We start from the raw sequence: 26,957 nt of genomic DNA on the forward strand, positions 1-26,957 counted from the left end.
ATACATACTCTTTTGTGCTCTGCATCGAAAAAAGGACTCCTCTGATGATTAAGTTTAGTGCAACGCTTCTGGCGACGCTGATTGCAGCGAGCGCGCAGGCGGCGACGGTAGATCTGCGTATTCTGGAAACGACCGATCTGCACAGCAACATGATGGACTTCGACTACTACAAAGATACCCCGACGGAAAAATTCGGCCTGGTACGCACGGCAAGCCTGATCGATGCGGCGCGTGGCGAAGTGAAAAACAGCGTGCTGGTCGACAATGGCGATCTGATTCAGGGCAGTCCGCTCGGGGATTACATGGCGACCAGGGGGCTGAAAAAAGGCGAGATCCATCCTGTTTATAAAGCGATGAACACCCTGGACTATACCGTCGGCAACCTCGGTAACCACGAATTCAACTACGGTCTGACATACCTGCACGATGCGCTCGCTGGTGCGAAATTCCCGTACGTTAACGCCAATATCATCGACGTTAAGACCCAAAATCCGCTCTTTACCCCTTATCTGATTAAAGAGACAAACGTCGTCGACCAGGACGGTAAAAAACAGACGCTGAAAATCGGCTATATCGGCTTTGTGCCGCCGCAGATCATGACGTGGGATAAAGCCAACCTCGACGGCAAAGTGACCGTTAACGACATCACCGAAACCGCGCGAAAATACGTGCCGGAAATGCGCGAAAAAGGCGCCGATCTGGTAGTCGTTGTCGCCCACTCGGGTCTCTCCGCCGATCCGTATCAGGCCATGGCAGAAAATTCCGTTTACTATCTGAGTGAAGTTCCGGGCGTCGACGCGATCCTGTTCGGCCACGCCCACGCGGTCTTCCCGGGCAAAGATTTCGCCAGCATCAAAGGGGCGGACATTGAGAAAGGGACGCTCAACGGCGTGCCGTCGGTGATGCCGGGCATGTGGGGCGACCATCTTGGCGTGGTGGATCTGGTGCTGAATAACGACGGCGGCAGCTGGAAGGTGACGCAGTCAAAAGCCGAAGCGCGCCCGATTTACGACGCTTCGGCTAAAAAATCTCTGGCGGCGGAAGATAAAAAACTGGTCGACGTGCTAAAGCACGATCACGACGCCACGCGCGAATTCGTCAGCAAGCCGATCGGCAAATCCGCCGACAACATGTACAGCTTCCTGGCGCTGGTGCAGGATGACCCGACCGTTCAGGTCGTCAACATGGCGCAGAAAGCCTATGCCGAACACTTTGTGCAGGGCGATCCGGATCTGGCAAAACTGCCGGTTCTGTCAGCCGCTGCGCCATTCAAGGTGGGCGGACGTAAGAACGACCCGGCAAGCTATGTTGAAGTCGAAAAGGGCCAGCTGACCTTCCGTAACGCCGCCGATCTCTACCTCTACCCGAACACGCTGGTGGTGGTAAAAGCGACGGGCCAGGAGGTGAAAGAGTGGCTGGAGTGCTCTGCCGGACAGTTTAACCAGATTGACCCGCACAGCAGTAAGCCGCAGTCGCTGATTAACTGGGACGGCTTCCGTACCTATAACTTCGACGTGATCGACGGCGTGAACTACCAGATTGACGTCACCCAGCCGGCGAAATATGACGGCGAGTGTCAGGCGATCAACTCGCAGGCGGAGCGCATCAAAAACCTGACCTTCAACGGCAAGGCGATTGACCCGAATGCCACCTTCCTGGTCGTGACCAATAACTACCGCGCCTACGGCGGTAAGTTTGCTGGTACGGGAGATAGCCACATCGCCTTTGCCTCGCCGGACGAGAACCGCTCGGTGCTGGCGGCGTGGATCAGCGCGGAGTCGAAGAAGGCGGGCGAAATTCATCCGGCAGTGGACAACAACTGGCGTCTCGCGCCGATCCACAGCGATACGAAACTGGATATCCGCTTCGAAACGTCGCCATCCGATAAGGCAGCCGCGTTTATCAAGGATAAAGCCCAGTATCCGATGAAGAAGGTCGCAACGGATGATATTGGGTTCGCGATTTATCAGGTGGATTTGAGCAAGTAAAAACAAAACGGCGGCATGCGTTGCCGTTTTTCGTGTTTGTTCCCTCTCCCTGTGGGAGAGGGTCAGGGTGAGGGCATCAGGCCGCATATATCCGGCGTTTAAGCCGCACGATCGTCCCTGTTCGCCATCACCTTCGGCGTATTCACCTCAATCCAGTCCGCCAGCGCGGCGACTTTCTCGCTGACCTCAATCCCCAGCGGGGTCAGGCTATACTCTACGTGCGGCGGCACCACCGGATACGACATGCGATCGACAAACCCGTCCAGCTCCAGCGCCTGGAGTGACTGGGACAGCATCTTTTCGCTCACCCCGCCCATTTTACGGCGCAGATCGCTAAAGCGATGCGTACCCTGGCGCAGGGCCAGCAGAATCAGGACACCCCAGCGGCTGGTGACGTGTTTGAGCACTTCGCGTGAAGGGCACTGTTCCGCGAAAAGATTGCCATCGCGCACGAGTTCGCTGAGCGTCGGTATCGTTGTTTTCATACTTACCTTTTTGTACGTACTTACTAAAAGTTAGCTATGGTGCTAGTGTGCCACAACACCAGACAAACACGAAGGAGATTCATCATGATCGCGATTACCGGCGCTACCGGCCAGCTTGGCCATCTCGTTATCGAACAGCTGCTGAAAACCGTACCGGCCAGCCAGATTGTGGCCATCGTACGTAACCCGGCGAAAGCGCAGGCCTTAAGCCAGCAGGGAATTGTGGTTCGTCAGGCGGACTACACGGATGAAGCCGCATTCACCGCCGCGCTGAGCGGCGTGGATAAGCTGCTGCTGATCTCTTCCAGCGAAGTCGGCCAGCGCGCGACCCAGCACCAGAACGTCATTAACGCCGCCAAAACGGCTGGCGTGAAATTTATCGCCTACACCAGCCTGCTGCATGCGGACAACTCCCCACTGGGCCTGCACGTTGAACACGTTGCCACTGAAAAAGCGCTGGCGGCGTCCGGCATTCCTTATGCCCTGCTGCGCAACGGCTGGTATACCGAAAACTACCTGGCGAGCGCGCCGCCTGCGCTGGAACACGGCGTGTTTATTGGTGCGGCAGGCGAAGGCAAAATTGCCTCTGCCACCCGTGCAGACTATGCCGCGGCGGCAGCGAAAGTGATCGCAGAAGAGGGCCACGCGGGCAAGATCTATGAACTAGCGGGCGACCAAGGCTGGACGCTGAGCGAACTGGCGGCAGAACTCAGCAAACAGAGCGGGAAGCCGGTAGCCTATCAGAATCTCAGTGAAGCGGATTTTGCCGCCGCGCTGAAAAGCGTCGGCCTGCCTGCCGGGCTGGCAGATATGCTGGCGGACTCCGATGTGGGTGCGTCCAAAGGGGGACTCTTTGACGATAGCCATACGCTGAGCAAACTGATCGGGCGCGCAACGACGCCGCTGGCGCAGAGCATTAAAGCTATTCTGTAACTGCCTGAGCGTTTTTTCCTGCGGCCGGGTCATTCATCTTACCCGGCACGCTATGCTGCGCAAAAATAAGGTGCCTGAGAAAATACAGGCACCTTATTTTATTAATATTAAAAACAGAGATAACGAATAAAAGTCCGGGTATTGTTTATCCGTCGCGTACGTTATCGGCTTTTCAAATCCGGGAATGGTGATGCCATTCATATCAATCTTAATATCTTCCTCATTTATTCCCTGCTGTCCGAACAGATAAATGACATTGAGTTCACCCTGCGACGCCGCCTCGTCGTACGCGTTAGCCTGACGTCGCACCTGGCGGTTACTCTGCTGATATTCCGCAAACACAGCGTCCCCATAGCGTTTGCGCAACCATTGATGGGTAAGCTTTGGCGAGTAAACCACCCCCGTGGCATTATTACCGCCAAAGCCTTTTGAATTAATAAAGGCGATTTGTCCCTGGTCTTCCTCTAATTTGCAGTCCTGAAGAGGAATGGCTAAGCGCGCGTTGTTCACCTGCGGCGCGATGTGGGACACGCTTTTAATTCCCGGTAAAATGCCATAGCGGAAGACGCCGAGGCAGCTGATGAGCTGGTCGCCGCTGGCGGGTCCCAGGGAGTGACCGAGATACGATTTCACCGCCGTCACCGGCCAGTCGCGGATCGCAAAGGCTTGCGCAACGCGGTCAAAAATATCGGCCTCGGAGACGCAATTCTTCGGCGTGCTTGAACCGTGCGCCTGAATAAACGATCCCTTTTGCACCGCTTCCATTCCGACCATCGACACTGCCGAAGCCACGGCTTTCGCCATGGTGATGTAGTTCCCCGGTCCCGGTGAGGCAATAGAACGCTTAAAGCCGTCAGCGTTGATAAAGACATTCCCCACCGAACCATGGATCTCTGCCCCAAGCTGCAGCGCCAGCTCGTCGTCCATTAACACGACATACTGGCTGGATTCTGCGATCACAAAACCACAGCTGTCGCCAAAAGGACGGCTGCTGCTGCGCCAGCCGGGCGTTTCCGTTTCATCAATATGCTTAAGCTTGCTCTCCGTTGCCGGGGCGCCCATGGCGTCGAATCCTTCAATCACTTCGGAGGTGACCGGCGCTTCGGCACTGCCCACAACGGCCACGCGAATGCGCCCCGCTTTGATATCTTCGACTGCCGCATTGAGGTTATACAGAAACGTGGCGCACGCCCCCAGCGTGGCGCTGGTATGGCCAACGCTACCCAGCACATACGCATTGAGGAAATCAGCGCACATGCTGTTCAGGCCCAGCGGACACTGTTTGGCGCTGACGCGCTGGCCTTTCAGGCGCGACTGGAGCATACCGCCAAAGCCATAATCGTCGAGCTGTCCCATGATATTGCCCGAATAGACCCCGAGCTGATCCGGCGCGATCGCTGCCTGTATCTCGCGCCACGGGATCCCCAGAGCGTTGATGGCGTCCGATGCCCCGACAATCGCCATTTGTAACGCCCGCGGATGGAACTGCGAATTGTAATGGTCACCCGGCCGGAATCCCTGCGGCAGCAAACCTGCAGCCTGAACCTCCGTGCGCAACAACGCCTCAATTTTACAGTCCATCTCTCCCTGAACGGTAATACGCACGCGCCGATCCGCTAATTCCTCAACCTGCCATCCCGCCGGTAAGGGATGCGGTAACTGTCTGGCAGAGATATTAAAGCTGAATCCTTCTTCGCCAGAAACCATATTCAATTTTGCATGGCTGGTGATAGCATCGACATCAAAATAGTCGCGCGTAATTATTCTGATAAGGGTTCCTTCCAGCGTCTCGTCTTTTATCTTCGCGGCAGCCTGAGCGGGCGTAAATCTTTTACCTGAAATGTCGCAATACCCACCTTCATAATATTTAAGCACGCCCATCAGAATAGCTAACGATAATAACGTCTCCTGCCTTTCCTCTTCCGATAATGAATTAATAATCATTCGGCGAAATGCATGATGAAAAGAACTACGACCAGCTGGACTATAGCCGCCAAAATCCGTTATTACGGGTAATTTCACCATAATTCATCCTTTAGTGGTCGTGGATTTATATTGTGCAAATGCGATAATTTCAGATATTAGTTTACAAATTACCGACAAAAGCTAATATGAAAATCCAGCCAAAATGCTGACTTTTTTGGCCAGGGCAACGATGAGTCACCAAAAATAATAGTCAAAACAGGTATTAATCGAAAATGACAAATACACAAATTGGATTTGTGTTATGTGAACGCATGCTAAGTTCCGGTCTCAGTCTGCCGATTGAAATGTGGAAAGCCGCAGCCAGCAGCTATTTAGCCGAGCAAAAAACAACATCCCACGCAGACACGCACAAAACGGAGACATCTGCGTTCAGGCTCTGTCGTCCGGAGAATATACTGAAAGTTCATACTATTGGCATAAATAACGAGCCCATCCTGACGCAAAGTGGCTTTAGCATTACCGCCGATACTACGCTTGCCGCAGACAGGCACTATGACGTTATCTATCTTCCTGCCCTGTGGCGCAACCCTCGAGCAGTGGTCAGACAAAAGCCTGAACTTCTGAAATGGTTGACCGAGCAGGCTGTGCGAGGAACTCGTATCGCCGCTGTCGGAACGGGCTGCTGTTTTCTGGCGGAGTCGGGATTGCTCAACGGAAAGCCCGCCACCACCCACTGGCACTACTTCAAACAATTCTCGCGCGACTACCCCAGCGTAAAATTACAAACCAAACATTTTCTCACGCAGGCCGAAAATATTTACTGTGCCGCCAGCGTTAAGGCCCTGTCAGATCTGACGATTCATTTTATCGAAACGATATACGGGAAACGTGTGGCCACACATACACAACGGACATTTTTCCATGAAATTCGTAGTCAGTTTGATCGCCAGTGTTACAGTGAAGAAAACAAACCGCATCCGGATGAAGATATTGTTCAAATTCAAACCTGGATAAAAGCCAACTGCGCCTCGGATATATCCATGCAGAATCTTGCCGATATGGCTGGCATGAGTTTGCGCAACTTCAACCGTCGCTTTAAAAATGCCACCGACATATCCCCCCTGCAGTATTTATTAACCGCCAGAATTGAATCCGCCATGACAATGCTGCAATCCACCAATCTGTGCATTCAGGAGATCGCCAATGCGGTGGGATATCAGGATATTGCGCACTTTAATCGCCAGTTTAAGCATAAAACAACGGTTTCACCGGGGGATTACCGTAAGACCGTCCGGGCAAAGATGTTTAGTGCATAAACGCCGGTCATCTCTGATAATGAAAAGATGACCACGAGGAGGTTCAACGTGCAAGGCGTACCGGAACAGTTTAATGATGAAAGAGACAGCGCGCGCTTTCGCCATCTGGCGCAGCTGCCGGGCCTGGAGCTGTACCACGCGCACATTTCTGACTACGCCTTTGAGCCTCACACCCATGAAGCCTTCGGGATCGGCACGATTGAAACCGGTGCCGAACGCTTTCGCTATCGCGGTACCCAGCATCTCGCGGCGGAAAAATCCGTCGTTACCATGAACCCGGACGAGATCCACACCGGTGAATCCGCCACCGAGGGCGGCTGGCGCTACCGGATGGTCTATATCGAACCCGATCTGCTTGAAGAGGTGACCGGCCTCAGCCACTGGTGGTTTAGCGACGTGACCCGCCATGACCCGTTGCGCTCACACCAAATCGGCAGGCTGATTTACGGCCTGTGGCACACGGACGATCCGCTTGTGCAAAAAGGATTACTGCTGGATCTGATTGAGACCTTCCAGCCGCTGGCCCATCACGCGCCGGTGATTCAGGAGGGCGCGCACCGCTTCGAACGCGTACGCGAGTACCTGCACGACAACTACATGCACCCCCTGACGCTTGACGAGCTGGCCAGCGTCGTTTCGCTCAGCCCGTATCATTTTCAGCGCCAGTTCAAAGCCCATTTTCACGTGACGCCGCATCAGATGCTGATGGCCATTCGCCTCTGGCGCGCCAAAGCATTCCTCACGCACGGCATGCCCGCCGCAGAGGTCGCCGCCGCAACCGGGCTGACCGATCAGTCGCATCTCACCCGCGCGTTTACCCGCCGCTACGGCATTACGCCCGTGCGCTACCAGAAGCAAGTCATCCGGCGCTAATGCGCAATCTCATACAATACGCGCGTATTTTCCCCTCCTACACTGCATACAGCGTAAATACCTGTGGATGGAAAAATGATTAGTGGAGTGTTGTATGCCCTGCTGGCCGGGATGATGTGGGGTCTGATTTTCGTCGGCCCGCTGATCGTGCCCGAGTATCCGGCAATATTGCAGTCGACCGGACGTTATCTGGCGCTGGGGCTGATTGCCCTGCCTCTGGCGTGGCTGGGACGCGCGCGCTTGCGTCAGCTCAGCCGTCAGGACTGGGCCACCGCGCTGGCGCTGACCATGATGGGCAATCTTATCTATTACGTTTGCCTCGCGAGCGCCATTCAGCGTACCGGTGCGCCGGTATCGACCATGATTATCGGCACGCTGCCGGTCGTCATCCCCGTCTTTGCTAACCTGCTCTACAGCCAGCGCGATGGCAAACTGGCGTGGTCTAAAATGGCGCCGGCGCTGGTATGCACCGCCGTGGGGCTGGTATGCGTCAATATTGCCGAGCTGCGTCACGGGCAGGCGGATGTTGACCTGTGGCGTTACGGCTCTGGCATTGTGCTGGCGTTCATTTCCGTGGCGTGCTGGGCATGGTATGCCCTGCGCAACGCGCGCTGGCTGCGGGAGAACCCGGACAAGCATCCGATGATGTGGGCGACGGCGCAGGCGCTGGTCACGCTGCCCGTCTCGCTGGTGGGCTATGCCGGGGCGTGCATCTGGTTAGGCCATCAACTGCCAGACTTCGCCCAGCCCTTCGGGCCAAGACCCTGGGTGTTTATCGGTCTGATGGTTGCGATTGCGGTGCTGTGCTCATGGGTGGGCGCGCTGTGCTGGAACATTGCCAGCCAGAAGCTGCCAACGGTGATTTTAGGGCCGCTGATTGTCTTCGAAACCCTGGCCGGACTGCTTTATACCTTCCTGATGCGTCAGAGCGTGCCGCCGCTATTTACGGCCTGCGGGATCGCGCTGCTGGTGGTGGGAGTGGTGATGGCGGTAAGAGCGAAGCCGGAAAAACCGAGGGTCGTTCCGGCGTCGGAGGTGTAAGCATTGCCCAGCGGCGCTGCGCTTGCAGGGCCTACAAAATCGTAGGCCCGGTAAGGCGTAACCGCCACCGGGCAAGTCCTTAAAACGTTTCCCAGTTCCCTTCAGACGCCGCCGCTACGGGCTGCGCTTTGGGCACATAGGTTTTCACCGGCGCCGCTTTGACCGCCTGGTTGCGGGTGATTTTGAACACCGCCACCGCTTCGTTCAGGCGTGCAGCCTGATCTTCCAGCGCCGCCGCCGCGGCCGCAGACTCCTCCACCAGCGAGGCGTTCTGCTGGGTCACGCGGTCCATTTCGGCTACCGCCTGGCCCACCTGATCGATACCACGGCTCTGCTCGTCAGAGGCCGAGGCAATTTCACCCATGATGTCGGTGACGCGGGTGACCGCATTGACGATCTCCGCCATCGTCTCCCCGGCTTCGTTAACCAGCTGGGAGCCCGCGTTCACGCGCTCGCCGGAATCATCGATCAGCGCTTTGATCTCTTTCGCCGCCTGGGCGCTGCGCTGGGCGAGAGTGCGCACTTCCCCAGCCACAACCGCAAAACCACGGCCCTGCTCGCCCGCGCGCGCCGCTTCCACCGCCGCGTTCAGCGCCAGAATGTTAGTCTGGAAGGCAATACCGTCGATCACGTTAGTAATTTGCGCGATTTTACTGGAGCTGGTGGCGATTTCGTCCATTGTACGCACCACGCCTTCCACCACGTTACCGCCCTTCTTCGCCGTTGAGGAGGCGTCCAGCGCCAGACGGGACGCCTGACGCGCGTTATCGGCGTTCTGCTTCACGGTTGCCGTCAGCTGTTCCATGCTGGCTGCCGTCTCTTCCAGAGACGCGGCCTGCTGCTCGGTACGGGAAGAGAGATCGTTGCTGCCGGCAGAAATTTCACCGGCACCAGTGTAAATCGTATCTGCGCCTTCACGCACCACGCCCACGGTGTTCGCCAGCGAGGTCTGCATCTCCTGAACGTTGCGCGCCAGGATAGCCATTTCGTTCTTACCTTCAGCCTGAATCGGCTGGGTTAAATCCCCTGCCGCAATGGCGCGAATATGGTTAATCACCTCTTCCAGAGGCAGCAGCAGCACGCGGCGCATGGCTACCCAGCTGGAGATAATCACCACAATCACCAGTAGCATAACCGCAGAGAGGATCCACAGGATGCGCTTGTAGTCGCTTTCATTGTCCTGGATGCCTTTATCGGTAAGCGTTGCCTGCGCTTCACGCCATTCACGGTAAACCGCCTGCATCGCAGTCTGCTTTTGCTCCGCGTTCTGTTTGAACATGTCTTCCAGATTGCCCTGGCTCAGCAGGACGTTCATTTGCGTCAGCGTTGAGGAGTAAATGCGGTACTGCTCCTCCAGACGCTTGGCCAGGTTCTCGTCCAGGCCCGGCGTATTTGGCAGGGCATAGTATTTATCGTAATGGACCTGCGCATCGGCGAGCAGATTTTTCGCCGTGTTGACCAGCTCATTGAGCTGCCCACCGTTAATCTGAGAGGCCATGCTGCTTTGCAGACGCAGCATCCCGCGGTTCAGCGTCACGCGCGCCTGGTTCAGGCTGATCCACGCATCGGTAAACTCCGCCACGTTCTTGCTGGAGAGCTGCGACACGGTGAAATTGTCTTTATCGTTATTCAGCGCGTTGATAAAGATACCCGCGGAAATCACTTGCATGATGCCGAGCACAAGCAGCACCGAAATCAGAAGGGTAATGACTTTTATACGTTTAAACATGCGTTGCCTTTGTTATATGCAGGTTTGTCTGACGTGGATATATCGGCAGGCGCGGCGGGTTGTTTACTGTTTCTACACCTTTAAAAAGTTTCTAAACCACTTTCCTGAGCCCATTCAGAGAGTTAAACGGGGTATTTTTTTGTGATCTACATCTCACTTCCCCCTTCCCTCTAAAGGGTTATAGCGCTGGCTTAAAGATGCATTTAATATGCACCTTATATTATTGATGACGAGGTAACTGCTATGGCCTTTCGCGAACAACCCCTTGGTGAGCTGGCGCTCTCCATTCCTCGCGCTTCTGCGCTGTTTCGTAAATACGATATGGATTACTGCTGCGGCGGTAAGCAAACCCTGGCGCGTGCGGCCTCACGAAAAGAGCTGGACGTTGAGGTGATTGAATCAGAGCTGGCGCTGCTGGCCCAGCAGCCCGTCGACAAAGACTGGCGAGCCGCCCCACTCGCTGAAATCATCGACCATATCATCGTGCGTTACCATGACCGTCACCGTGAGCAGCTGCCGGAACTGATCCTGCAGGCAACCAAAGTTGAGCGCGTCCATGCCGACAAACCGTCCGTACCGCGCGGTCTGGCGAAATACCTGACCCTGCTGCACGAAGAGCTTTCCAGCCACATGATGAAAGAAGAGCAGATCCTCTTCCCGATGATTAAGCAGGGAATGGGAAGCCAGGCGATGGGGCCTATCAGCGTGATGGAAAGCGAGCATGATGATGCAGGCGAACTGCTGGAAGTGATCAAACACACCACCCACAACGTCACGCCGCCGCCAGAAGCGTGCACAACGTGGAAAGCGATGTACAACGGCATTAACGAGTTGATTGACGACCTGATGGAACACATCAGTCTTGAGAACAACGTTCTGTTCCCGCGGGCATTAGCTGGGGAATAAAAAAGGCCGCTGCGGCCTGATGCCCTCACCCCGCCCCTCTCCCACGGGGAGAAGGTGCAAAAACTAAAAACGGCAACCGAAGTTGCCGTTTTGCTTTTACCTTACGCCTGCCATACGTTTCTTACCGATAAACACCCAGCCCAGCCCCAGCGCGATAAACCATAGCGGCGTGACGATGAGTGCCTGACGGGTATCATCTTCCAGCGTCAGCAGAACCAGCACGAAGACGAAGAACGCCATGCACACCCAGCACATCAGCTTGCCCAGCGGCATCTTGTAGATCGACTTCTCATGCAGGTGCGGACGCTGTTTGCGATACACCAGATAGGAACAGAGGATAATGGTCCAGACGAACATAAACAGGATCGCCGAGACCGTGGTAATCATGGTGAACGCGCCAATCACGCTTGGGTTTACGTAGAGCATCACCACGCCGCCCAGCAGGCACATGCAGGAGAAGGTCAACCCTTTTGCCGGTACCGCGCGCTTCGACAGCTTGGCGAACGCGCTCGGCGCCACGCCTTCCTGTGCCAGGCCAAACAGCATACGGCTGGTGGAGAAAACGCCGCTGTTCGCGGAAGACGCCGCAGAGGTCAGCACCACGAAGTTAATCAGGCTCGCGGCGGCAGGCAGGCCTACCAGCACGAACAGCTCAACGAACGGGCTCTTGGTTGGCACCACGGAGCTCCACGGCGTCACGGACATAATGACGATCAGCGCGAAGACGTAGAACATGATGATACGCAGCGGAATAGAGTTAATCGCGCGCGGGAGAGACTTCTCGGGATCTTTGGTCTCCGCTGCCGTCGTGCCCACTAGCTCAATGCCCACGAACGCAAATACCGCGATCTGGAAGCCGGCAAAGAAGCCGCTAATGCCTTTCGGGAACCAGCCGCCGTCATTCCACAGATGGGTAAACGACGCCTGAACGCCCGTTGGTGACTGGAAGTGGGTGAGCACCATCACCAGACCCACGACGATAAGCCCGACAATCGCCACGATTTTGATCATCGCGAACCAGAACTCCATCTCACCGAACATTTTAACGGTGGCGAGGTTCAGACTCAGCAGCAGAACAATGACCACCAGCGAGGCGACCCAGTCCGACAGCCCCGGGAACCAGAACTGCGCGTAGGCGGTAATCGCCACGACGTCCGCCATACCGGTGACGACCCAGCAGAACCAGTAGGTCCAGCCGGTGAAATAGCCCGCCCACGGCCCGAGCAGGTCAGAAGCGAAGTCGCTAAAGGATTTGTATTCGAGGTTCGAGAGCAGCAGTTCACCCATTGCACGCATCACGAAGAAGAGCATAAAACCGATGATCATATAAACGAAGATGATCGACGGCCCGGCGAGACTGATGGTTTTGCCTGACCCCATAAACAACCCGGTACCGATGGCACCCCCAATCGCAATGAGCTGAATATGACGGTTTGTAAGATTGCGCCGTAGCGACTGTTCAGACGTCGCCTCTTCTGTAGCGGCGACTTTGACCTGATCTACCATGTAATTTTCCTGTTTATGCCTGTCTGTGTTGTTAAGGCTCTTCTGGCCTTTAAAAACGTCAAAAAAATGACGGTCCCTTTGTAAGGGTTTATCGATATTAGGTAAGAATCGGCGGGATGAATACTATGATTTAGATATTATGTTAATAATATGTTGAAAGTGAGTGTCATATCACTCATACAGCGCGAAACAGCTCACAAAAATACACGCAACAGTTTCGTTTGCAAGATAAAATGTTGATAACACCGTAACTATAGGTTTATGCACTATTTTCCTCTCCCCAAACGGGGAGAGGAAATAAGAAAATTCGATTACAGAATTTCCAGCAGCTCGACTTCAAAGACCAGGGTGCTGAATGGCGGAATGGACGCGCCAGCGCCGCGCTCGCCGTAGGCCAGGTTATGCGGGATAGTCAGTTCCCATTTGGAACCCACTGGCATCAGGGTCAGAGCTTCAATCCAGCCAGCGATCACGCCGTTAACCGGGAACTCAGCCGGTTCGCCGCGCGCCACGGAGCTGTCGAACACGGTACCGTCGATCAGTTTACCGGTGTAATGCACGCGAACGTGATCGGTACGCGCCGGGATTGCGCCGTCGCCCTGATTGATCACGCGGAACTGCAGACCGGATTCGGTGCTGTTCACGCCTTCACGCTCACGGTTCTCTTCCAGATATTTCACACCTTCGGCCGCCATCTCTTCGAAGCGCGCGCGACGCACGGCGTCAGCACGTTCGTGGATTTCACGCAGCGCACGGTGCACAACGTCTACCGGAACGGCAGGCTGTTTGCCTTCCAGCGCGTCAGCGATACCCGCCACCAGCGCTTCTGGTAACAGACCTTCCAGGCCGGATTCGCTCAGCTGCTGTCCTACCTGCAAGCCGATACCGTAACTTGCCTGCGCTTCGATAGTGTCAAAAGTCGGGGTGGTCATGGGTTTTCCTTCCATCACATTTAAAGTAGCGGGCAGCATATCAGCCATGCCCTTATGGGTAAAACTTTGTCTGAAGTTAAGGTGACAAACCGCGACGAAACAGAAACAATAGAGATAACCAGGATTAATCCCGAACTGATGTCACGGATGTCGGGTTTACTACGCCGTTCAGGCAGTTAGCAAACTATACTTCGGGGCACAGGATAAAAAATACGCGGAGCAGGAGGAGTGCCATGCCCGGGCGATTTGAACTGAAACCTACCCTGGCGAAAATCTGGCAGGCGCCGGACAATTTTCGCATCATGGACCCGCTGCCTCCTCTGCATCGCAGAGGGATCATCATTGGCGCGCTGATGGTGATCGTGGGCTTCCTGCTTCCTTCCGGGGGCGATGATGTCGATACCGCCCCCGTCACCCGCAATGCCCAACTGGACATTCAATCGCAGACGCGGCCGCAGCCTGACGCACAGCCGATGCAAACGCAGCTTGTGACCCCGTCTAACGATCCGGGTCAGGTCGCGCCGGTTGAGCCAGAACCCATTCAGGATGAACAGCCGCAGGATCAAGCTGCCGCCCCGTCTCAGCCTCAGACGCAACAGCCTACCGGCATTGAGCAACAGTGGCGTTCCTATCGCGTAGAGCCGGGCAAAACGCTGGCACAGCTGTTCCGCGACCACAACCTGCCGCCAACCGACGTGTATGCTATGGCGAAGGTGGAAGGTGCGGGTAAACCGCTCAGTAACCTGCAGAATGGACAGATGGTACAGGTTCGCCAGAATGCCAGCGGTGTGGTGACAGGATTAACAATTGATACGGGAAATGGACAACAGGTGCTGTTTACCCGCCAGCCAGACGGCAGTTTCATCAGGGCGCGTTAAGACCTGGATCTGTAAAAAGCAAAACGCCGGCACAAGGCCGGCGTTTCAACGTGAGCAGAGTAAAAAATTACTCAGCTACAACGTTAACAACCAGTTTAGCGAACACTTCGCTGTGAACCTGGAAGTCAACTTCGTGCTCACCAGTGGTACGCAGAACGCCGTTCGGCAGACGAACTTCGCTCTTAGCCACTTTCACGCCTGCTGCAGAAACTGCATCAGCGATATCGCGGGTACCGATGGAACCGAACAGTTTACCTTCGTCGCCTGATTTAGACGCGATGGTAACGGTGCCCAGTGCGTTGATTGCTTCAGCGCGAGCGTTAGCAGCAGCCAGAACGTCAGCCAGTTTGGCTTCCAGTTCAGCGCGACGTGCTTCGAAAAACTCTACGTTTTTCTTGGTAGCTGGAACAGCTTTACCCTGTGGAACCAGGAAGTTACGTGCGTAACCCGCTTTAACGTTAACCTGATCACCCAGGCTGCCCAGGTTTGCTACTTTATCAAGCAGAATAACTTGCATTACCTTATCCTCTTAAAGTCGTATTAATGGACCGTGCCCGATTACTGATGACGATCAGTGTACGGCAGCAGGGACAGGTAGCGAGCGCGTTTGATAGCGCGAGCCAGCTGACGCTGGTATTTTGCACGAGTACCGGTGATACGGCTTGGGACAATCTTACCGCTTTCGGTGATGTAGTTTTTCAGCGTTGCGATATCTTTATAGTCGATCTCTTGAACGCCTTCCGCGGTGAAACGGCAGAACTTGCGACGACGGAAATAACGTGCCATATGGCTAGTCTCCAGAATCTATCAAATCAATCTGCTCGGCATGCAGAACCATTTTGCTCAGGCCGTTCTTTGCCTTGTGGCAAGAGATGAACCCCTGAACGATTACTGCGCTACCGACCGTTAAACTGTGAGTAATGGCCTGGTTTTCGTGTCCGCTAATAATAACGGGCATTTGGCACCACGCCTGCCGGTGAAACCCGGCTTCCTCTTGCACAGAACGATGCTCAAGCACGAACTGGCAATGCGGAATTCCTGATGGACTGACCTTTCGAAGGGGAGCCCTGCATACGATGCCGGACAACGCCAGACGGTTGGTCATCAGAAATTACTCTTCAGAATCCCCAGCATCAGAATCATCTGCGGTTTCGTTTGCGAAATCATCGCGACGCTCACGGCGCTCGTCTTTCGCTTTAACCATCGGAGATGCTTCGGTAACTGCGTTTTTGGTACGCATAACCATGCTGCGGATAACGGCATCGTTGAAGCGGAAGGTAGTTTCCAGCTCATCGATCACTTCCTGCGGCGCTTCAACGTTCATCAGAACGTAGTGTGCTTTGTGCAGTTTGTTGATCGGGTAAGCCAGCTGACGGCGGCCCCAGTCTTCCAGACGGTGGATCGTACCTTCTGCACCAGTGATGGCAGCAGAGTAACGCTCGATCATACCCGGAACCTGTTCGCTCTGGTCAGGATGGACCATAAAAACGATTTCGTAATGACGCATCGAATTGCTCCTTACGGATTATTCAGCCTCCTGTCTGGGTCAGCCGAGGCCCGGGGAGGCAAGGAACGTGTTAAAGGTCGGCTGAAAAATTGACGCGTCATAATACTTGCGCGCCCCTGGAAACTCAAGCTGATTGCACAAATAATTCGCACAAAGCGCGAAGCGGGTCTAAGTGGGTGATTTAAAATTGGTCACACCCGGAAGCGTTGTTTTTTTGAACAACTGCATCAGAAATGGTCACGCATCCCCGCCGGATGAGTGATTACACTTTAATCAGAGATCGCCTGAATTAAAGAAGGAGCATCCCCCCTCTCGCAGCACGTAGTCGTGGAGCGCATATCATGAAAAAAATCGCATTAGCCATAATGGCGGCGCTTTTGCTCAGTGCAAACGCGATGGCAGCCATTAAGATAGACAGCCGACAGGCCAGAAACATGGATGATGTGCAAAGCTTGGGCGTAATTTACATCAATCATAATTTCGCCACGGAAAGTGAAGCAGATCAGGCATTAAACGCAGAAACCGATGCGCAGGGCGCAACCTATTACCACGTGATGTTAACCCGTGAGCCCGGCAGCAACGGCAACATGCACGCCAGTGCAGATATTTACCGATAACGCTTTAACGCTAGCACCAGGAAAGCCAACAACGAGAACATAGCCATAGATGACGTTGCCCCCTGCCCGGGGGCTTTTTTTTGTGAATGGCTCCGGAATACTACCGGTAAAATAACCCCTCAGAGATCCTCCATAAGCGGGAAGATATGGACATCAAAGTCCTGCGCGTTTACAGGTGCTGGCGGAAAAACGCCACCGTGGCGTCGAGCGCCGTTGGCGTGATGCGGTGGCGGACGCCCGGTTCCCACAGGCAGGTCAGATTACCGTCCAGCCCTTCATTCATTAACGCCTGCTGCAGACGGAAGGTTCCCTCAGGCGGGACCACATCATCCGCGTCACCGTGCCACAGCAACAGCGGGCGATCGGCCACGCGCGGCAATGCCCGGGTCACTTCCCACTTTGCCAGCGTCGCGGTCATTTCCGTTAAATCCTGAGGGGGAAAAAGGGTCTTCGCCAGCGACGTAAAATAGCCCGAGCCCATCAGACAGGCGACAGACTTCACTTCAGGATGATGCGTCATAATCCCCAGCGCCGTCATACCGCCCATCGACGCCCCGGCTACCGCCAGACGATTGTCGGCCACCAGCCCTGCCTCATAAAGCGCATCGCGCAGCCCGGAAAACTCGGTCAGACTCCCGTGCAGAATGTGCCAGAACTGCCCCAGCCGCGCCTGTTCATTACCCGTAAAGCGTGCGCCGTGGTCGGGTGCATCTGGCATCATCACGCGAAAACCCGCCTGCGCCAGCGCTACCGCAAAATAACTGTAAACCAGCTTCGATGAGGTAAACCCATGATAAAAAACCACAACAGGCAGCGGTTTATCACGTTTACCCGCTGGCATCGCGTGTAAAACTTCATGGTCGCCGAGGTGGCGTATTTCAATTTCAATCATTGTCGACCCTGTGCGAATCTATGATTCATAATGTTGAGAACTGGGTTACGCTTTCGCGTCATTTTCATTCGAAATATACGTCCCAGATAACACTTCGGGAACATTCCCCCAAAACTAAATTCACAGACAACTACACTATGGCTATCAGGAAACGAGATATGGTTATGCGCAGGTTTGCTGCTTTATTGCTGGTCTTTCTGCTGAGTGGCTGTAGCGCGCTGCAGGGAACGCCGCAACCCGCTCCACCGGTCGCCGATCATCCACAGGAGATTCGTCGTAATCAGACGGAAGGATTACAACGAATGGGCACCATCTCCGCGCTGGTTCGCGGCTCTCCGGATGACGCAGAATCGGCAATAAAAGCGCAGGCCGTCGCTGCCAAAGCAGATTATTACGTCATCATTATGATCGACGAAACCATCATAACGGGACAGTGGTATTCACAGGCTATTTTGTACCGTAAATAATGGTTTTCCTTTGAACGAGATTTACACTGCTTTGCGTCCATAGACATTTTCCTGTCCACAATAAACTCCACGCCCGCATCAATGGAAGGGAGTTTATTAGCGAAGGATTGCCCGGCGGATACCGGATATATGTGAAATGGAGCTGACGATGAAACGAACTCTTGCTTTGACCTCACTGTTGCTCTCAGCAGGCCTGCTGAGCACCACCGCGCAGTCAGCAGAATTCGCCAGTGCTGATTGTGTGACTGGCCTGAATGAAATTGGCCAGATCTCCGTGAATAATATCTCGGGGAGCCCGCAAGATGTTGAACGTGTCGTGGCATTAAAGGCCGATGAGCAGGGTGCTTCATGGTATCGCATCATCCAGATGCAGGAAGATAACCATATCGACCACTGGCGGGTACAGGCCATTCTCTACGTGTAAACTCCCTCCTGATAAAAGCCACTTACTTTTAGTGGCTTTTCGTTTTTGCAAATTTTTTATCTTGTATAAAACCAATAAAAAACAATTTAATAACATTTTGTTACATTAAAACAGTAAACGTAATCCCCGCTCTGCCGTTGAAGAACCATAACTTTTCAATGATGAGCAATTTATGATCAACTTTTTACGCCGTGCGGGCCTGGGGTCGAAACTCTCGCTGCTAACTGGCGTCAGTGTCGCCACGCTGTTTCTGCTATTCACTTTTCTGCTCAGCCAAAAAGCGAGCCAGCAGCTTGAAGCCCTTGCGGTCGAAGATCTGCATAATCAGTCCACCGGCATGGTCGACATGGTGCAGATGTTTAATACCAGCCTGAGTGAAAAGGTTGAGAGCTATACCCGTCTGTTTACCACCTTTTTACCGCAGCCCCTGAACATTGATAATTCCCAACCCCAGACGATTAACGGACTTAGCGTTCCGCTTCTGAAAGGCGGAGAAACCGGGCTGCATGAAAATAACACCCTTTCGGACGAGTTCCTGAACCGTACGGGAGCCATTTCGACGCTGTTTGTACGCAGCGGTAACGACTTTGTGCGCGTAGCCACTTCCCTGCGCAAAGAGAACGGCGATCGCGCTATGGGTACCGTTCTGGATAACGCCAGCCCGGCCTTTGCTGCCGTCAACAAAGGTGAAGTCTACCGCGGCCTGGCGCTGCTGTTTGGTAAACGCTACATCACCCAGTACCAGCCCGTTAAAAACGCCGAAGGGCAGGTCATTGCGATCGTCTTTGTCGGGGTGGACATCACCCACTCCTGGAACGTCATGCGCGAGAAAATCCTCAACCGCCGCCTGGGCGAGAGCGGTCACTTCTTCGTGCTGGATCGCAGCAACGGCAAAACGCGCGGGCAATACCTGTTCCATGCCGGCGAAGAGGGAAAACTGCCGAAGTGGGACGCAGCGACGCAGCAACAGCTTCTGAGTGACAAACCCGGCACGCTGGAGCGTACAAGCGACGACGGCCGGACGCTGAAAATGGCCTATACCCCGCTGCCGGGCTGGAACTGGACTATCGTGGGCGAAGTGGATAAATCGGTGCTGCTCTCAAGCGTTACCGCCATGCGCGATCGCTTCCTGCTGGCCGGCGTGGTCTTATCCATCCTTTTTGCTGGCCTGTTCGTGGTCATTATTCGCCGCGTGCTGACCCGACCGCTGCGCAGCGTGATCCATCTTGCCAGACAATATGCCGCAGGGGATCTCCGTTCCAGCCTGCCCGTGACGCGTCAGGACGAAGTCGGCCAGTTGATCGATGCTATCAACGGCATCGGCGGCGGCCTGCAAAAAATTGTGCTGCAGGTTCGTGAGGCCGCAGGCGAGATCCATTTGGGCACCAACGTGCTGGCCGCCGACACTGGCGAGATTTCAGAGCAGATCAACAAGCAGGCCAGCAGCGTGGAAGAGACGTCCGCCAGCATGGAGCAGCTGGCCGCCACCGTTCAGCAAAATGCCGCCAACATGGAGCAAACGCAGCAGCTGGTGGGTGAAACCTCGCTCGCGGTTCATCAGGGCGGTGAGACGGTCACCCACGCGGTGTCGACCATGGACGACATTCGCGAAGCGTCAAAACGCATCGAAGACATCACGCGCGTGATCGAATCCATCGCTTTCCAGACCAATATTCTGGCGCTGAATGCGGCAGTGGAAGCCGCCCGCGCAGGCGAGCACGGAAAAGGATTTGCGGTAGTCGCGCAGGAAGTTCGCGCGCTGGCGGGACGCAGCGCTAACGCGGTGAAGGAGATTGAACAGCTGATTGGCGATACGCTCAGAAAAGTGAGTGAGGGTCATGCGCTGTCTGAACAAACACGCCTGGCGATGGACGACATCATCATTCATATCGATAACATCAGCCAGCTGGTCACCGAGATTAACCATGCCTCACGCGAGCAGTCCGCCGGGATCGGCCAGGTGAACCTCGCCATGACCCATATTGGCGAAGCGTCGCATATCAATGCCGATCGCATCTCACGCAGCGAACAAACGGCCCAAACGCTGCGCGAGAAGGGTTCGCACCTGACTCAGCTGGTGAGCCTGTTCCAGCTAAAAGGCTAACCGACTCTGCCCGTCGCACGCAGCAGCAGGTCGCTTTGCACCTGCTCGCTCATCAGCGTGCCGCCACGGGTATCCAGCATCATGCGGCACCACGCCTGCGCCACCGGGGGCGATGCGTGCCGCAGCATCTGGCTTCCGGCACCCAGCAAGAAAAGCTGCTGTGCGATCTCCCGCGCCTGCGCCTCCTGCGGTTTACGCAGTTTTTGCTGAAGCTGTCGCCAGCTGCGGTCGAAGTGTCTGTCCTGCCCTTTCACCTGCGCAAACTCGTCGGCAAGCAGGTCGTGAATACCCGGCTGCTTCGCCAGCACGCGCAGCACGTCCAGACACATGATATTACCTGACCCTTCCCAGATGCTGTTCACCGGCATCTCGCGGTACAGGCGGGGAAGTTCACTCTCTTCGCAATATCCGATCCCGCCCATCACCTCCATCGCCTCCGCGACAAACGGGATGCCCGCTTTACAGACGCTAAATTTCGCCGCCGGGGTAAACAGCCGCGCCCAGGCGGCCTCTTGCGGATCGGCACGCTTGTCCCACGCGCGGGCCAGGCGGAACAGCAGCGCCGTTTGCCCCTCCAGCACCAGCGCCATCCGGCTTAATACCTCGCGCATTAAAGGCTGATCGATGAGGTTTTTGCCGAAGGTCTGACGCTGATGGGCATGGTACAGCGCCACCGAGAGCGCCCGACGCATCAGTCCGTGGCTGCCCAGCGCGCAGTCAAATCGCGTCAGACCGCCCATTTTGAGGATCTGCCGTACCCCTTCGCCCTCTTCCCCCAGCAGCCAGCCGGAGGCATCAAGAAACTCCACCTCGCTGCTGGCGTTGGAGCGGTTCCCGAGCTTGTCCTTGAGGCGCTCCAGCCGGACGGCGTTGCGCTGTCCGTCAGGCAAAAAGCGCGGCACAAAAAAGCAGGATAGCCCGCCCTTCGCCTGGGCCAGCACCAGATGCGCATCGCTTTGCGGGACGGAGAAAAACCATTTATGCCCCACCAGCCGGTAGCTGCCGTCGCTGCATTTTTCCGCTTTGGTGGTATTGCTGAGCACGTCCGAGCCGCCCTGCTTTTCCGTCATCCCCATACCGATCAGCAGGCCGCGCTTTTGCGCGCCGGGGGCCAGATGCGGATCGTAGCGATCGCTGAGCAGCGGTGTCAGCCAGTCGTGAAATATTTTGGGGAGCGCCTGCTGCAGCAGCGGCGTGGCGGCGAACGTCATGGTGACAGGGCACAGCGTGCCCGCCTCCACCTGCGCATGCAGCACAAAGCGCGCGGCCCGAGCGACAAACGACCCTTTACGCGCTTCCTCTTCCCACGCCAGGTTATGCACGCGGTTGGCGCAAAGCCCCTGCATCAGCAGATGCCAGGCCGGATGAAAACGCACGTCGTCCAGCCGCTCGCCCGTGGCGTCATAGCGTAACAGCTCGGGCGGATTAACGTTTGCCAGCCTGCCCAGCTCCAGTGATTCCGCCGTACCCAGCTGCTGGCCAATGCTGGCGAGGAGTTCGATATCCCACTCGGCGCCTTCACGCGTAACTGCATCGCGCAGGGCGCAGTCCGAGAGGAAAAGGTTACTGTTGGAAAGCGGTGCAGGTTGATTGAAAACGGTATGGGTCTGCCAGTGCATGCTGTCTCCCTCCTTCAGTGGCAATGACGATAAGTATGGACAGACCGCGCACGCGCTGCATGGGAGGGGAGTCACACGTTCACGATCCCGCTGATATCATTCGTGAAATAGCTCACAGAACATAAGAATAAACTATTTCATGACTCCGCTTTTGTTGAATAATTTATTCTCACACCTTAAGTGAGGATCGTTATGCAACGGGACGCGCACAAGCGTGCATTAATTGCAGGCTCCATTGGTAACTTTATCGAGTGGTATGAGTTTGCGGTCTACGGTTTTCTGGCGACCGTGATTGCGAAAAACTTCTTCCAGCTTGAAGGAGAGGCGGGGCTGACCAGCCTGATCCTCACCTACGCCTCGTTTGCCATCGCCTTCTTCTTCCGCCCGCTGGGTGCGGTGGTGTTTGGCCGCATCGGCGACCGGATTGGCCGTAAGCCGACGCTAATCATCGTGCTGGTACTGATGACGCTCGCTACCGCCGCCATCGGCATTGTCCCGGTCTACGCCAGCATCGGAATTGCCGCGCCGCTGATTATTACGCTGCTGCGCATCCTGCAGGGGCTGTTCGCGGGCGGCGAGTACGGCGGTGCGGTCTCGCTGATGACGGAGTTCGCCCCGCGCGGCAAGCGTGGGCTCTATGGCGCGTGGCAGTCCTTTACCGTGGCGCTGGGACTGTTAGCGGGCGCAGGCATCGTGGCGCTGCTCTCCGCCCTCCTCACGCCTGAAGCCCTGCACGAGTGGGGCTGGCGTATTCCGTTCTTCCTGGCGCTGCCCATGGGCGTTGTGGCGCTGTGGCTTCGCGTCAGCATGGAGGAGACGCCCAGCTTTGTGCAGCAGCAGGACAAACCGGCTGTTGCTCAGGCGGATACTGCCGCCACGCTCCGGGCCATCGTGATGGGAATTGGGCGAGTCATGGTCTGGTCTGCGGCGGGGTATACCTACCTGGTGATTATGCCGACCTATCTGCAGTCGGCGCTGCATACCGGGTTTAACCAGGCGCTGCTGATAGCGGTGATTTCGAATATTGGTTTTGCGCTGACCATCATTCCGTCGGGGATCCTTAGCGACCGGATCGGCCGCCGCACGGTGATGATTATCGCCACCGCGCTTCTGCTGATCCTCGCCCTGCCGCTGCTGAAAATCCTGCAGGCGGAGTCCAGCACGTTGGCGGTGAAGGCTGTTGTGGTGCTGATTGCGGGCGGTCTGGTGGGCATGCTGGCGGGTCCGGGCCCGGCGATGCTGTCTGAGATGTTCCCGACGCGCGTGCGCTATACGGGGCTGGGGCTGGCCTATTCGTTGTCGAACGCGATTTTCTCGGGATGCGCAGGGTTAATTATTACCGGGCTGATTAAGCAGACGGGCAACCTGGATATTCCGGCGTACTACGTTATGGCGACGGCGGTAGTGAGTATTTTCGCGCTGATGACGCTGAGGAAGGATGACCATTTGCGGTCGTTAGAGGAGTGAGGTTGTCAACGTCTGGTGCCCTCTCCCAGGGGGAGAGGGATAAAACACAAAAGGCCGTCCTGTGGACGGCCTTGCTGTTTATTCTCCGCGCTGACGCACCGCTTCAAACAGGCAGATGCCCGTTGCAACGGAAACGTTCAGGGACGACACGCTGCCCGCCATCGGTATGCTGATCAGCTCGTCGCAGTGCTCGCGGGTCAGACGACGCATGCCTTCGCCTTCCGCCCCCATCACCAGCGCCAGACGGCCGGTCATTTTGCTCTGGTACAGAGTATGATCCGCTTCACCGGCGGTACCAACGATCCAGATGTTCTCTTCCTGCAGCAGACGCATGGTGCGCGCGAGGTTGGTCACGCGGATCAGCGGAACGTTTTCCGCCGCGCCGCAGGCCACCTTCTTCGCCGTCGCGTTCAGCTGCGCGGAGCGATCTTTCGGCACGATCACCGCGTGCACGCCCGCCGCATCGGCGCTGCGCAGACACGCGCCGAGGTTGTGCGGATCGGTTACGCCGTCGAGGATCAGGAAGAACGGATTCTCCAGCTCGGCGATCAGATCCGGCAGATCGTTTTCCTGATACTGACGACCCGGCTTCACGCGGGCAATGATCCCCTGGTGGACCGCGCCTTCGCTTTTCTCATCCAGGAACTGGCGATTCGCCAGCTGAATCACCACGCCCTGCGCTTCCAGCGCGTGGATCAGCGGCATCAGACGCTTATCTTCACGCCCTTTCAGAATAAACACTTCCTGAAAACGCTCCGGTGCGCGCTCGAGAAGGGCCTGCACCGCGTGGATGCCGTAAATCATTTCACTCATTGATGGTTCTCGTAATAAGTATTTCCCCTCCCCCCGTTGGGGAGAGGGTCAGGTTGAGGGGAGAATTTACTCCGCCTGCTTTTTCTTGGCCGCGCGCTTCGCTTTGGTGGCGGCAGCGATTTTCTGCGTTTTCGCGGAAGGCTTTTTCGCTGAGCGGGCTTCTTTCTTCGCCGCCTTCGGCTTCTGTTTCTTCTCGCCGCGGAACGCGCTGTCCGGCTCGAAGTTTACCTTCTTGCCCGCCTGACGACGTTTACCGCCGCCCGGTTTACCGTTACCGGTTTTTTTCGCCCTTTCACGCTCGGTTTTACCGACGTTACGCGGCGCGCGCTCGCTGGAGATCAGGCTGAAGTCGATCTTACGGTCGTCCATATTCACGGCTTCGACCTTCACTTCCACACGGTCGCCCAGACGATACGTCTGGCCGCCAGATTCGCCAATCAGGCGCTGGCCGACCTGGTCGAAGCGGTAGTAGTCGTTATCCAGGCTGGAGACGTGCACCAGACCGTCGATGAACAGCTCGTCCAGACGAACGAAGAAACCAAAGCCGGTCACGCTGGCAATCACGCCTTTGAAGACGTTACCGACCTGATCGAGCATAAAGTCACACTTCAGCCAGTCCGCCACGTCGCGTGTTGCTTCATCGGCACGACGTTCGGCCATGGAGCAGTGCTGACCCAGCTGCAGCATCTCTTCCATCGAATAGTGGTAGCCACCGGTTTCGGTGGTGTTCCCTTTATGGCCCTGCTCCTGCGCCAGCAGATACTTGATCGCACGGTGTAGAGAGAGGTCAGGATAACGACGGATCGGCGAGGTGAAGTGGGCGTAAGACTGCAGCGCCAGGCCGAAGTGTCCGCGGTTTTCCGGATCGTAAATCGCCTGCTTCATGGAGCGCAGCAGCATCGTCTGCAGCATTTCTGCGTCAGGACGGTCGCCAATGGACTCCAGCAGCTCGGCGTAATCGCGCGGCTCTGGCTTGTTGCCTCCAGGCAGTTCCAGACCCAGTTCAGCCAGCACGGAGCGGAACGATGTAATGGCTTCCGTGGTCGGCTTATCGTGAATACGGAACAGCGCTGGCTCTTTGGCTTTCTCGACGAAACGTGCCGCCGAGATATTCGCCAGGATCATACACTCTTCGATCAGCTTGTGCGCGTCGTTACGCTGGGTCTGCTCGATACGCTCAATGCGGCGTTCGGCGTTGAAGATGAATTTCGCCTCTTCACTCTCAAACGAGATCCCGCCGCGCTCTTCGCGCGCCTGATCCAGCGTTTTGTAGAGGTTATGCAGCTCTTCGATATGTTTGACCAGCGGCGCATATTGTTCGCGCAGATCCTGGTCGCCCTGCAGCATATGCCAGACCTTGGTATAGGTCAGACGCGCGTGCGAGCTCATCACCGCTTCGTAGAATTTGTAGCCGGTTAAGCGCCCTTTGGTGGAGATGGTCATCTCGCAAACCATACAGAGGCGGTCAACCTGCGGGTTCAGGGAGCACAGGCCGTTAGACAGCACTTCCGGCAGCATCGGCACGACCTGGGACGGGAAGTAGACCGACGTACCGCGGCTGCGGGCTTCGTTATCCAGCGGGGTGTGCGGACGGACGTAATAGCTTACGTCTGCAATAGCGACCCACAGGCGCCAGCCACCGCCGCGTTTTTTCTCACAGTATACGGCGTCATCAAAGTCGCGGGCGTCTTCGCCATCAATAGTGACCAGCGGCAGGGAGCGCAGATCCACGCGGCCCACTTTGGACTCTTCCGGCACTTCTTCGCGCAGGCTTTCGATCTGATCTTCAACCGCTTTCGGCCAGATGTACGGAATTTCATGGGTGCGCAATGCCATATCAACGGCCATCGTGGTGCCCATGTTATCGCCCAGCACTTCGACGATTTTACCTACCGCTTTGGTGCGACGGGTTGGGCGCTGGGTGAGTTCCACCACCACCACAAAGCCCATGCGGGCTCCCATCACCTCTTCAGGTGGGATCAGAATGTCGAAGCTCAGACGGCTGTCGTCCGGCACCACGAAGCCCACGCCGGCGTCGGTAAAGTAGCGGCCGACGATCTGGCTGGTTTTTGGCACCAGAACGCGTACCACGCGCGCTTCGCGGCGACCTTTACGGTCAGCGCCCAGCGGCTGCGCCAGGATCTGGTCGCCGTGGATACACATCTTCATCTGCTCAGATGAGAGGTACAGATCGTCTTTACGGCCTTCCACGCGCAGGAAGCCGAAGCCATCGCGGTGACCAATGACGGTCCCTTTCAGCAGATCGAGACGTTCTGGCAGCGCGTAGCACTGGCGGCGGGTAAAGACCAGTTGCCCGTCACGCTCCATTGCGCGCAGGCGGCGGCGAAGGGCTTCAATTTGCTCTTCACCTTCAATGTTTAATTCAACGGCAAGTTCTTCACGATTGGCGGGTTTTTCGCGTTTTGTTAAGTGTTCAATGATGAACTCGCGGCTGGGAATAGGATTCGCGTATTTTTCGGCTTCGCGTTCCTGGAAAGGATCATGTGACATGTCGGTTCCTCCGTTGTCAGCTC

25 protein-coding genes are annotated in these 26,957 nt (G+C 56.0%); 12 read left to right on the top strand and 13 right to left on the bottom strand.

The window, feature by feature from the left end; translation table 11 throughout:
- The first annotated feature begins 44 nt into the window (after nt 1-44).
- Entirely contained in the window at nt 45-1,988 is a 1,944-nt protein-coding gene (locus ACMWLG_RS16085; protein WP_045402295.1) for a bifunctional 2',3'-cyclic-nucleotide 2'-phosphodiesterase/3'-nucleotidase, read from the top strand.
- A 98-nt stretch (nt 1,989-2,086) separates the two neighbouring features.
- On the opposite strand, the gene ACMWLG_RS16090 is transcribed toward ACMWLG_RS16085, so the two are convergent.
- On the bottom strand, nt 2,087-2,473 hold the full coding sequence (locus tag ACMWLG_RS16090) for a winged helix-turn-helix transcriptional regulator (protein ID WP_045402291.1): 387 nt from the start codon (nt 2,471-2,473) through the stop codon (nt 2,087-2,089).
- 84 nt (nt 2,474-2,557) lie between these two features.
- Between ACMWLG_RS16090 and ACMWLG_RS16095 the strand changes: the two genes are divergently transcribed.
- Nucleotides 2,558-3,406 (top strand): SDR family oxidoreductase, encoded by an 849-nt coding sequence (locus ACMWLG_RS16095; protein WP_045402288.1) that lies wholly within the window; start codon nt 2,558-2,560, stop codon nt 3,404-3,406.
- Between the two features lie 93 nt (nt 3,407-3,499).
- Here ACMWLG_RS16095 and ACMWLG_RS16100 read toward each other — a convergent pair whose 3' ends face one another.
- Nucleotides 3,500-5,350, bottom strand: coding sequence for a beta-ketoacyl synthase (locus ACMWLG_RS16100; protein WP_414763004.1), 1,851 nt, complete (start codon nt 5,348-5,350; stop codon nt 3,500-3,502).
- A gap of 254 nt (nt 5,351-5,604) precedes the next feature.
- Here ACMWLG_RS16100 and ACMWLG_RS16105 point away from each other — a divergent pair, with 254 nt between their 5' ends.
- From ACMWLG_RS16105 to ACMWLG_RS16115, 3 genes are all read left to right on the top strand, one after another.
- The gene (locus tag ACMWLG_RS16105; protein WP_047634512.1) at nt 5,605-6,648 is read left to right on the top strand and encodes a GlxA family transcriptional regulator; all 1,044 of its coding nucleotides are present in this window, start codon (nt 5,605-5,607) and stop codon (nt 6,646-6,648) included.
- Nucleotides 6,649-6,696: 48 nt separating this feature from the next.
- Nucleotides 6,697-7,521 (top strand): AraC family transcriptional regulator, encoded by an 825-nt coding sequence (locus tag ACMWLG_RS16110; RefSeq protein ID WP_045402280.1) that lies wholly within the window; start codon nt 6,697-6,699, stop codon nt 7,519-7,521.
- Between the two features lie 75 nt (nt 7,522-7,596).
- On the top strand, nt 7,597-8,562 hold the full coding sequence (locus ACMWLG_RS16115; RefSeq protein ID WP_045402278.1) for a DMT family transporter: 966 nt from the start codon (nt 7,597-7,599) through the stop codon (nt 8,560-8,562).
- Between the two features lie 79 nt (nt 8,563-8,641).
- Here ACMWLG_RS16115 and ACMWLG_RS16120 read toward each other — a convergent pair whose 3' ends face one another.
- A complete protein-coding gene (locus ACMWLG_RS16120; RefSeq protein WP_045402276.1) occupies nt 8,642-10,291 on the bottom strand; it encodes a methyl-accepting chemotaxis protein in 1,650 nt (549 codons plus the stop codon).
- Between the two features lie 243 nt (nt 10,292-10,534).
- Here ACMWLG_RS16120 and ytfE point away from each other — a divergent pair, with 243 nt between their 5' ends.
- Nucleotides 10,535-11,197 carry an iron-sulfur cluster repair protein YtfE gene (ytfE, locus tag ACMWLG_RS16125; RefSeq protein ID WP_045402273.1) on the top strand — a complete coding sequence of 221 codons (663 nt, stop codon included), beginning with the start codon at nt 10,535-10,537 and terminating at the stop codon, nt 11,195-11,197.
- A 96-nt stretch (nt 11,198-11,293) separates the two neighbouring features.
- On the opposite strand, the gene cycA is transcribed toward ytfE, so the two are convergent.
- A complete protein-coding gene (cycA, locus tag ACMWLG_RS16130) occupies nt 11,294-12,703 on the bottom strand; it encodes a D-serine/D-alanine/glycine transporter (RefSeq protein ID WP_045402271.1) in 1,410 nt (469 codons plus the stop codon).
- A gap of 311 nt (nt 12,704-13,014) precedes the next feature.
- Nucleotides 13,015-13,635, bottom strand: a complete 621-nt coding sequence (fklB, locus tag ACMWLG_RS16135) for an FKBP-type peptidyl-prolyl cis-trans isomerase (RefSeq protein WP_008502892.1) — start codon at nt 13,633-13,635, stop codon at nt 13,015-13,017.
- A gap of 233 nt (nt 13,636-13,868) precedes the next feature.
- On the opposite strand from fklB, the gene ACMWLG_RS16140 reads away from it, so the two are divergent.
- Nucleotides 13,869-14,513 carry an OapA family protein gene (locus ACMWLG_RS16140; RefSeq protein WP_045402269.1) on the top strand — a complete coding sequence of 215 codons (645 nt, stop codon included), beginning with the start codon at nt 13,869-13,871 and terminating at the stop codon, nt 14,511-14,513.
- Nucleotides 14,514-14,580: 67 nt separating this feature from the next.
- On the opposite strand, the gene rplI is transcribed toward ACMWLG_RS16140, so the two are convergent.
- Genes rplI through rpsF form a run of 4 tightly spaced genes read right to left on the bottom strand, consistent with a single transcriptional unit; the run spans nt 14,581 to nt 16,020 of the window.
- Nucleotides 14,581-15,030, bottom strand: coding sequence for a 50S ribosomal protein L9 (rplI, locus tag ACMWLG_RS16145; protein WP_023310148.1), 450 nt, complete (start codon nt 15,028-15,030; stop codon nt 14,581-14,583).
- A gap of 41 nt (nt 15,031-15,071) precedes the next feature.
- Nucleotides 15,072-15,299, bottom strand: a complete 228-nt coding sequence (gene rpsR, locus ACMWLG_RS16150) for a 30S ribosomal protein S18 (RefSeq protein ID WP_000135199.1) — start codon at nt 15,297-15,299, stop codon at nt 15,072-15,074.
- A gap of 4 nt (nt 15,300-15,303) precedes the next feature.
- A complete protein-coding gene (gene priB, locus ACMWLG_RS16155) occupies nt 15,304-15,618 on the bottom strand; it encodes a primosomal replication protein N (RefSeq protein ID WP_008502895.1) in 315 nt (104 codons plus the stop codon).
- A 6-nt stretch (nt 15,619-15,624) separates the two neighbouring features.
- Nucleotides 15,625-16,020 carry a 30S ribosomal protein S6 gene (gene rpsF, locus ACMWLG_RS16160; protein WP_014068637.1) on the bottom strand — a complete coding sequence of 132 codons (396 nt, stop codon included), beginning with the start codon at nt 16,018-16,020 and terminating at the stop codon, nt 15,625-15,627.
- A 341-nt stretch (nt 16,021-16,361) separates the two neighbouring features.
- Here rpsF and yjfY point away from each other — a divergent pair, with 341 nt between their 5' ends.
- Nucleotides 16,362-16,637 carry a DUF1471 family protein YjfY gene (gene yjfY / locus ACMWLG_RS16165; protein ID WP_029740378.1) on the top strand — a complete coding sequence of 92 codons (276 nt, stop codon included), beginning with the start codon at nt 16,362-16,364 and terminating at the stop codon, nt 16,635-16,637.
- A gap of 169 nt (nt 16,638-16,806) precedes the next feature.
- Here the strand turns inward: yjfY and yjfP are convergent, their stop codons facing one another.
- Nucleotides 16,807-17,529 carry an esterase gene (gene yjfP, locus ACMWLG_RS16170; RefSeq protein ID WP_045402266.1) on the bottom strand — a complete coding sequence of 241 codons (723 nt, stop codon included), beginning with the start codon at nt 17,527-17,529 and terminating at the stop codon, nt 16,807-16,809.
- Nucleotides 17,530-17,666: 137 nt separating this feature from the next.
- On the opposite strand from yjfP, the gene bsmA reads away from it, so the two are divergent.
- The 3 genes from bsmA to ACMWLG_RS16185 all read left to right on the top strand — a co-directional run bounded on the left by bsmA (nt 17,667) and on the right by ACMWLG_RS16185 (nt 20,524).
- Complete coding sequence (gene bsmA, locus ACMWLG_RS16175; RefSeq protein WP_029740376.1) at nt 17,667-17,996, top strand: biofilm peroxide resistance protein BsmA; 330 nt, start codon at nt 17,667-17,669, stop codon at nt 17,994-17,996.
- A gap of 136 nt (nt 17,997-18,132) precedes the next feature.
- Nucleotides 18,133-18,420 (top strand): DUF1471 family protease activator YjfN, encoded by a 288-nt coding sequence (yjfN, locus tag ACMWLG_RS16180; RefSeq protein WP_032645202.1) that lies wholly within the window; start codon nt 18,133-18,135, stop codon nt 18,418-18,420.
- Nucleotides 18,421-18,592: 172 nt separating this feature from the next.
- Nucleotides 18,593-20,524, top strand: a complete 1,932-nt coding sequence (locus ACMWLG_RS16185; protein WP_414763005.1) for a methyl-accepting chemotaxis protein — start codon at nt 18,593-18,595, stop codon at nt 20,522-20,524.
- Here ACMWLG_RS16185 and ACMWLG_RS16190 read toward each other — a convergent pair.
- On the bottom strand, nt 20,521-22,143 hold the full coding sequence (locus ACMWLG_RS16190) for an isovaleryl-CoA dehydrogenase (RefSeq protein ID WP_045619971.1): 1,623 nt from the start codon (nt 22,141-22,143) through the stop codon (nt 20,521-20,523). The two genes, ACMWLG_RS16185 and ACMWLG_RS16190, sit on opposite strands and share 4 nt — an antisense overlap.
- Nucleotides 22,144-22,335: 192 nt before the next feature.
- Here ACMWLG_RS16190 and ACMWLG_RS16195 point away from each other — a divergent pair, with 192 nt between their 5' ends.
- Nucleotides 22,336-23,610 (top strand): MFS transporter, encoded by a 1,275-nt coding sequence (locus ACMWLG_RS16195; protein ID WP_045402258.1) that lies wholly within the window; start codon nt 22,336-22,338, stop codon nt 23,608-23,610.
- 78 nt (nt 23,611-23,688) lie between these two features.
- Here ACMWLG_RS16195 and rlmB read toward each other — a convergent pair whose 3' ends face one another.
- Nucleotides 23,689-24,423: a 23S rRNA (guanosine(2251)-2'-O)-methyltransferase RlmB gene (rlmB, locus tag ACMWLG_RS16200; protein WP_028015258.1), complete on the bottom strand. Its 735-nt coding sequence runs from the start codon at nt 24,421-24,423 to the stop codon at nt 23,689-23,691.
- A gap of 66 nt (nt 24,424-24,489) precedes the next feature.
- The gene (rnr, locus tag ACMWLG_RS16205; protein WP_023310140.1) at nt 24,490-26,934 is read right to left on the bottom strand and encodes a ribonuclease R; all 2,445 of its coding nucleotides are present in this window, start codon (nt 26,932-26,934) and stop codon (nt 24,490-24,492) included.
- Nucleotides 26,935-26,957 lie beyond the last annotated feature (23 nt).

Origin of the sequence: Enterobacter sp. 01-M-02-SI-ECC (assembly GCF_047530595.1) — a bacterium.
GTDB classification, from domain to species: domain Bacteria; phylum Pseudomonadota; class Gammaproteobacteria; order Enterobacterales; family Enterobacteriaceae; genus Enterobacter; species Enterobacter cloacae_M.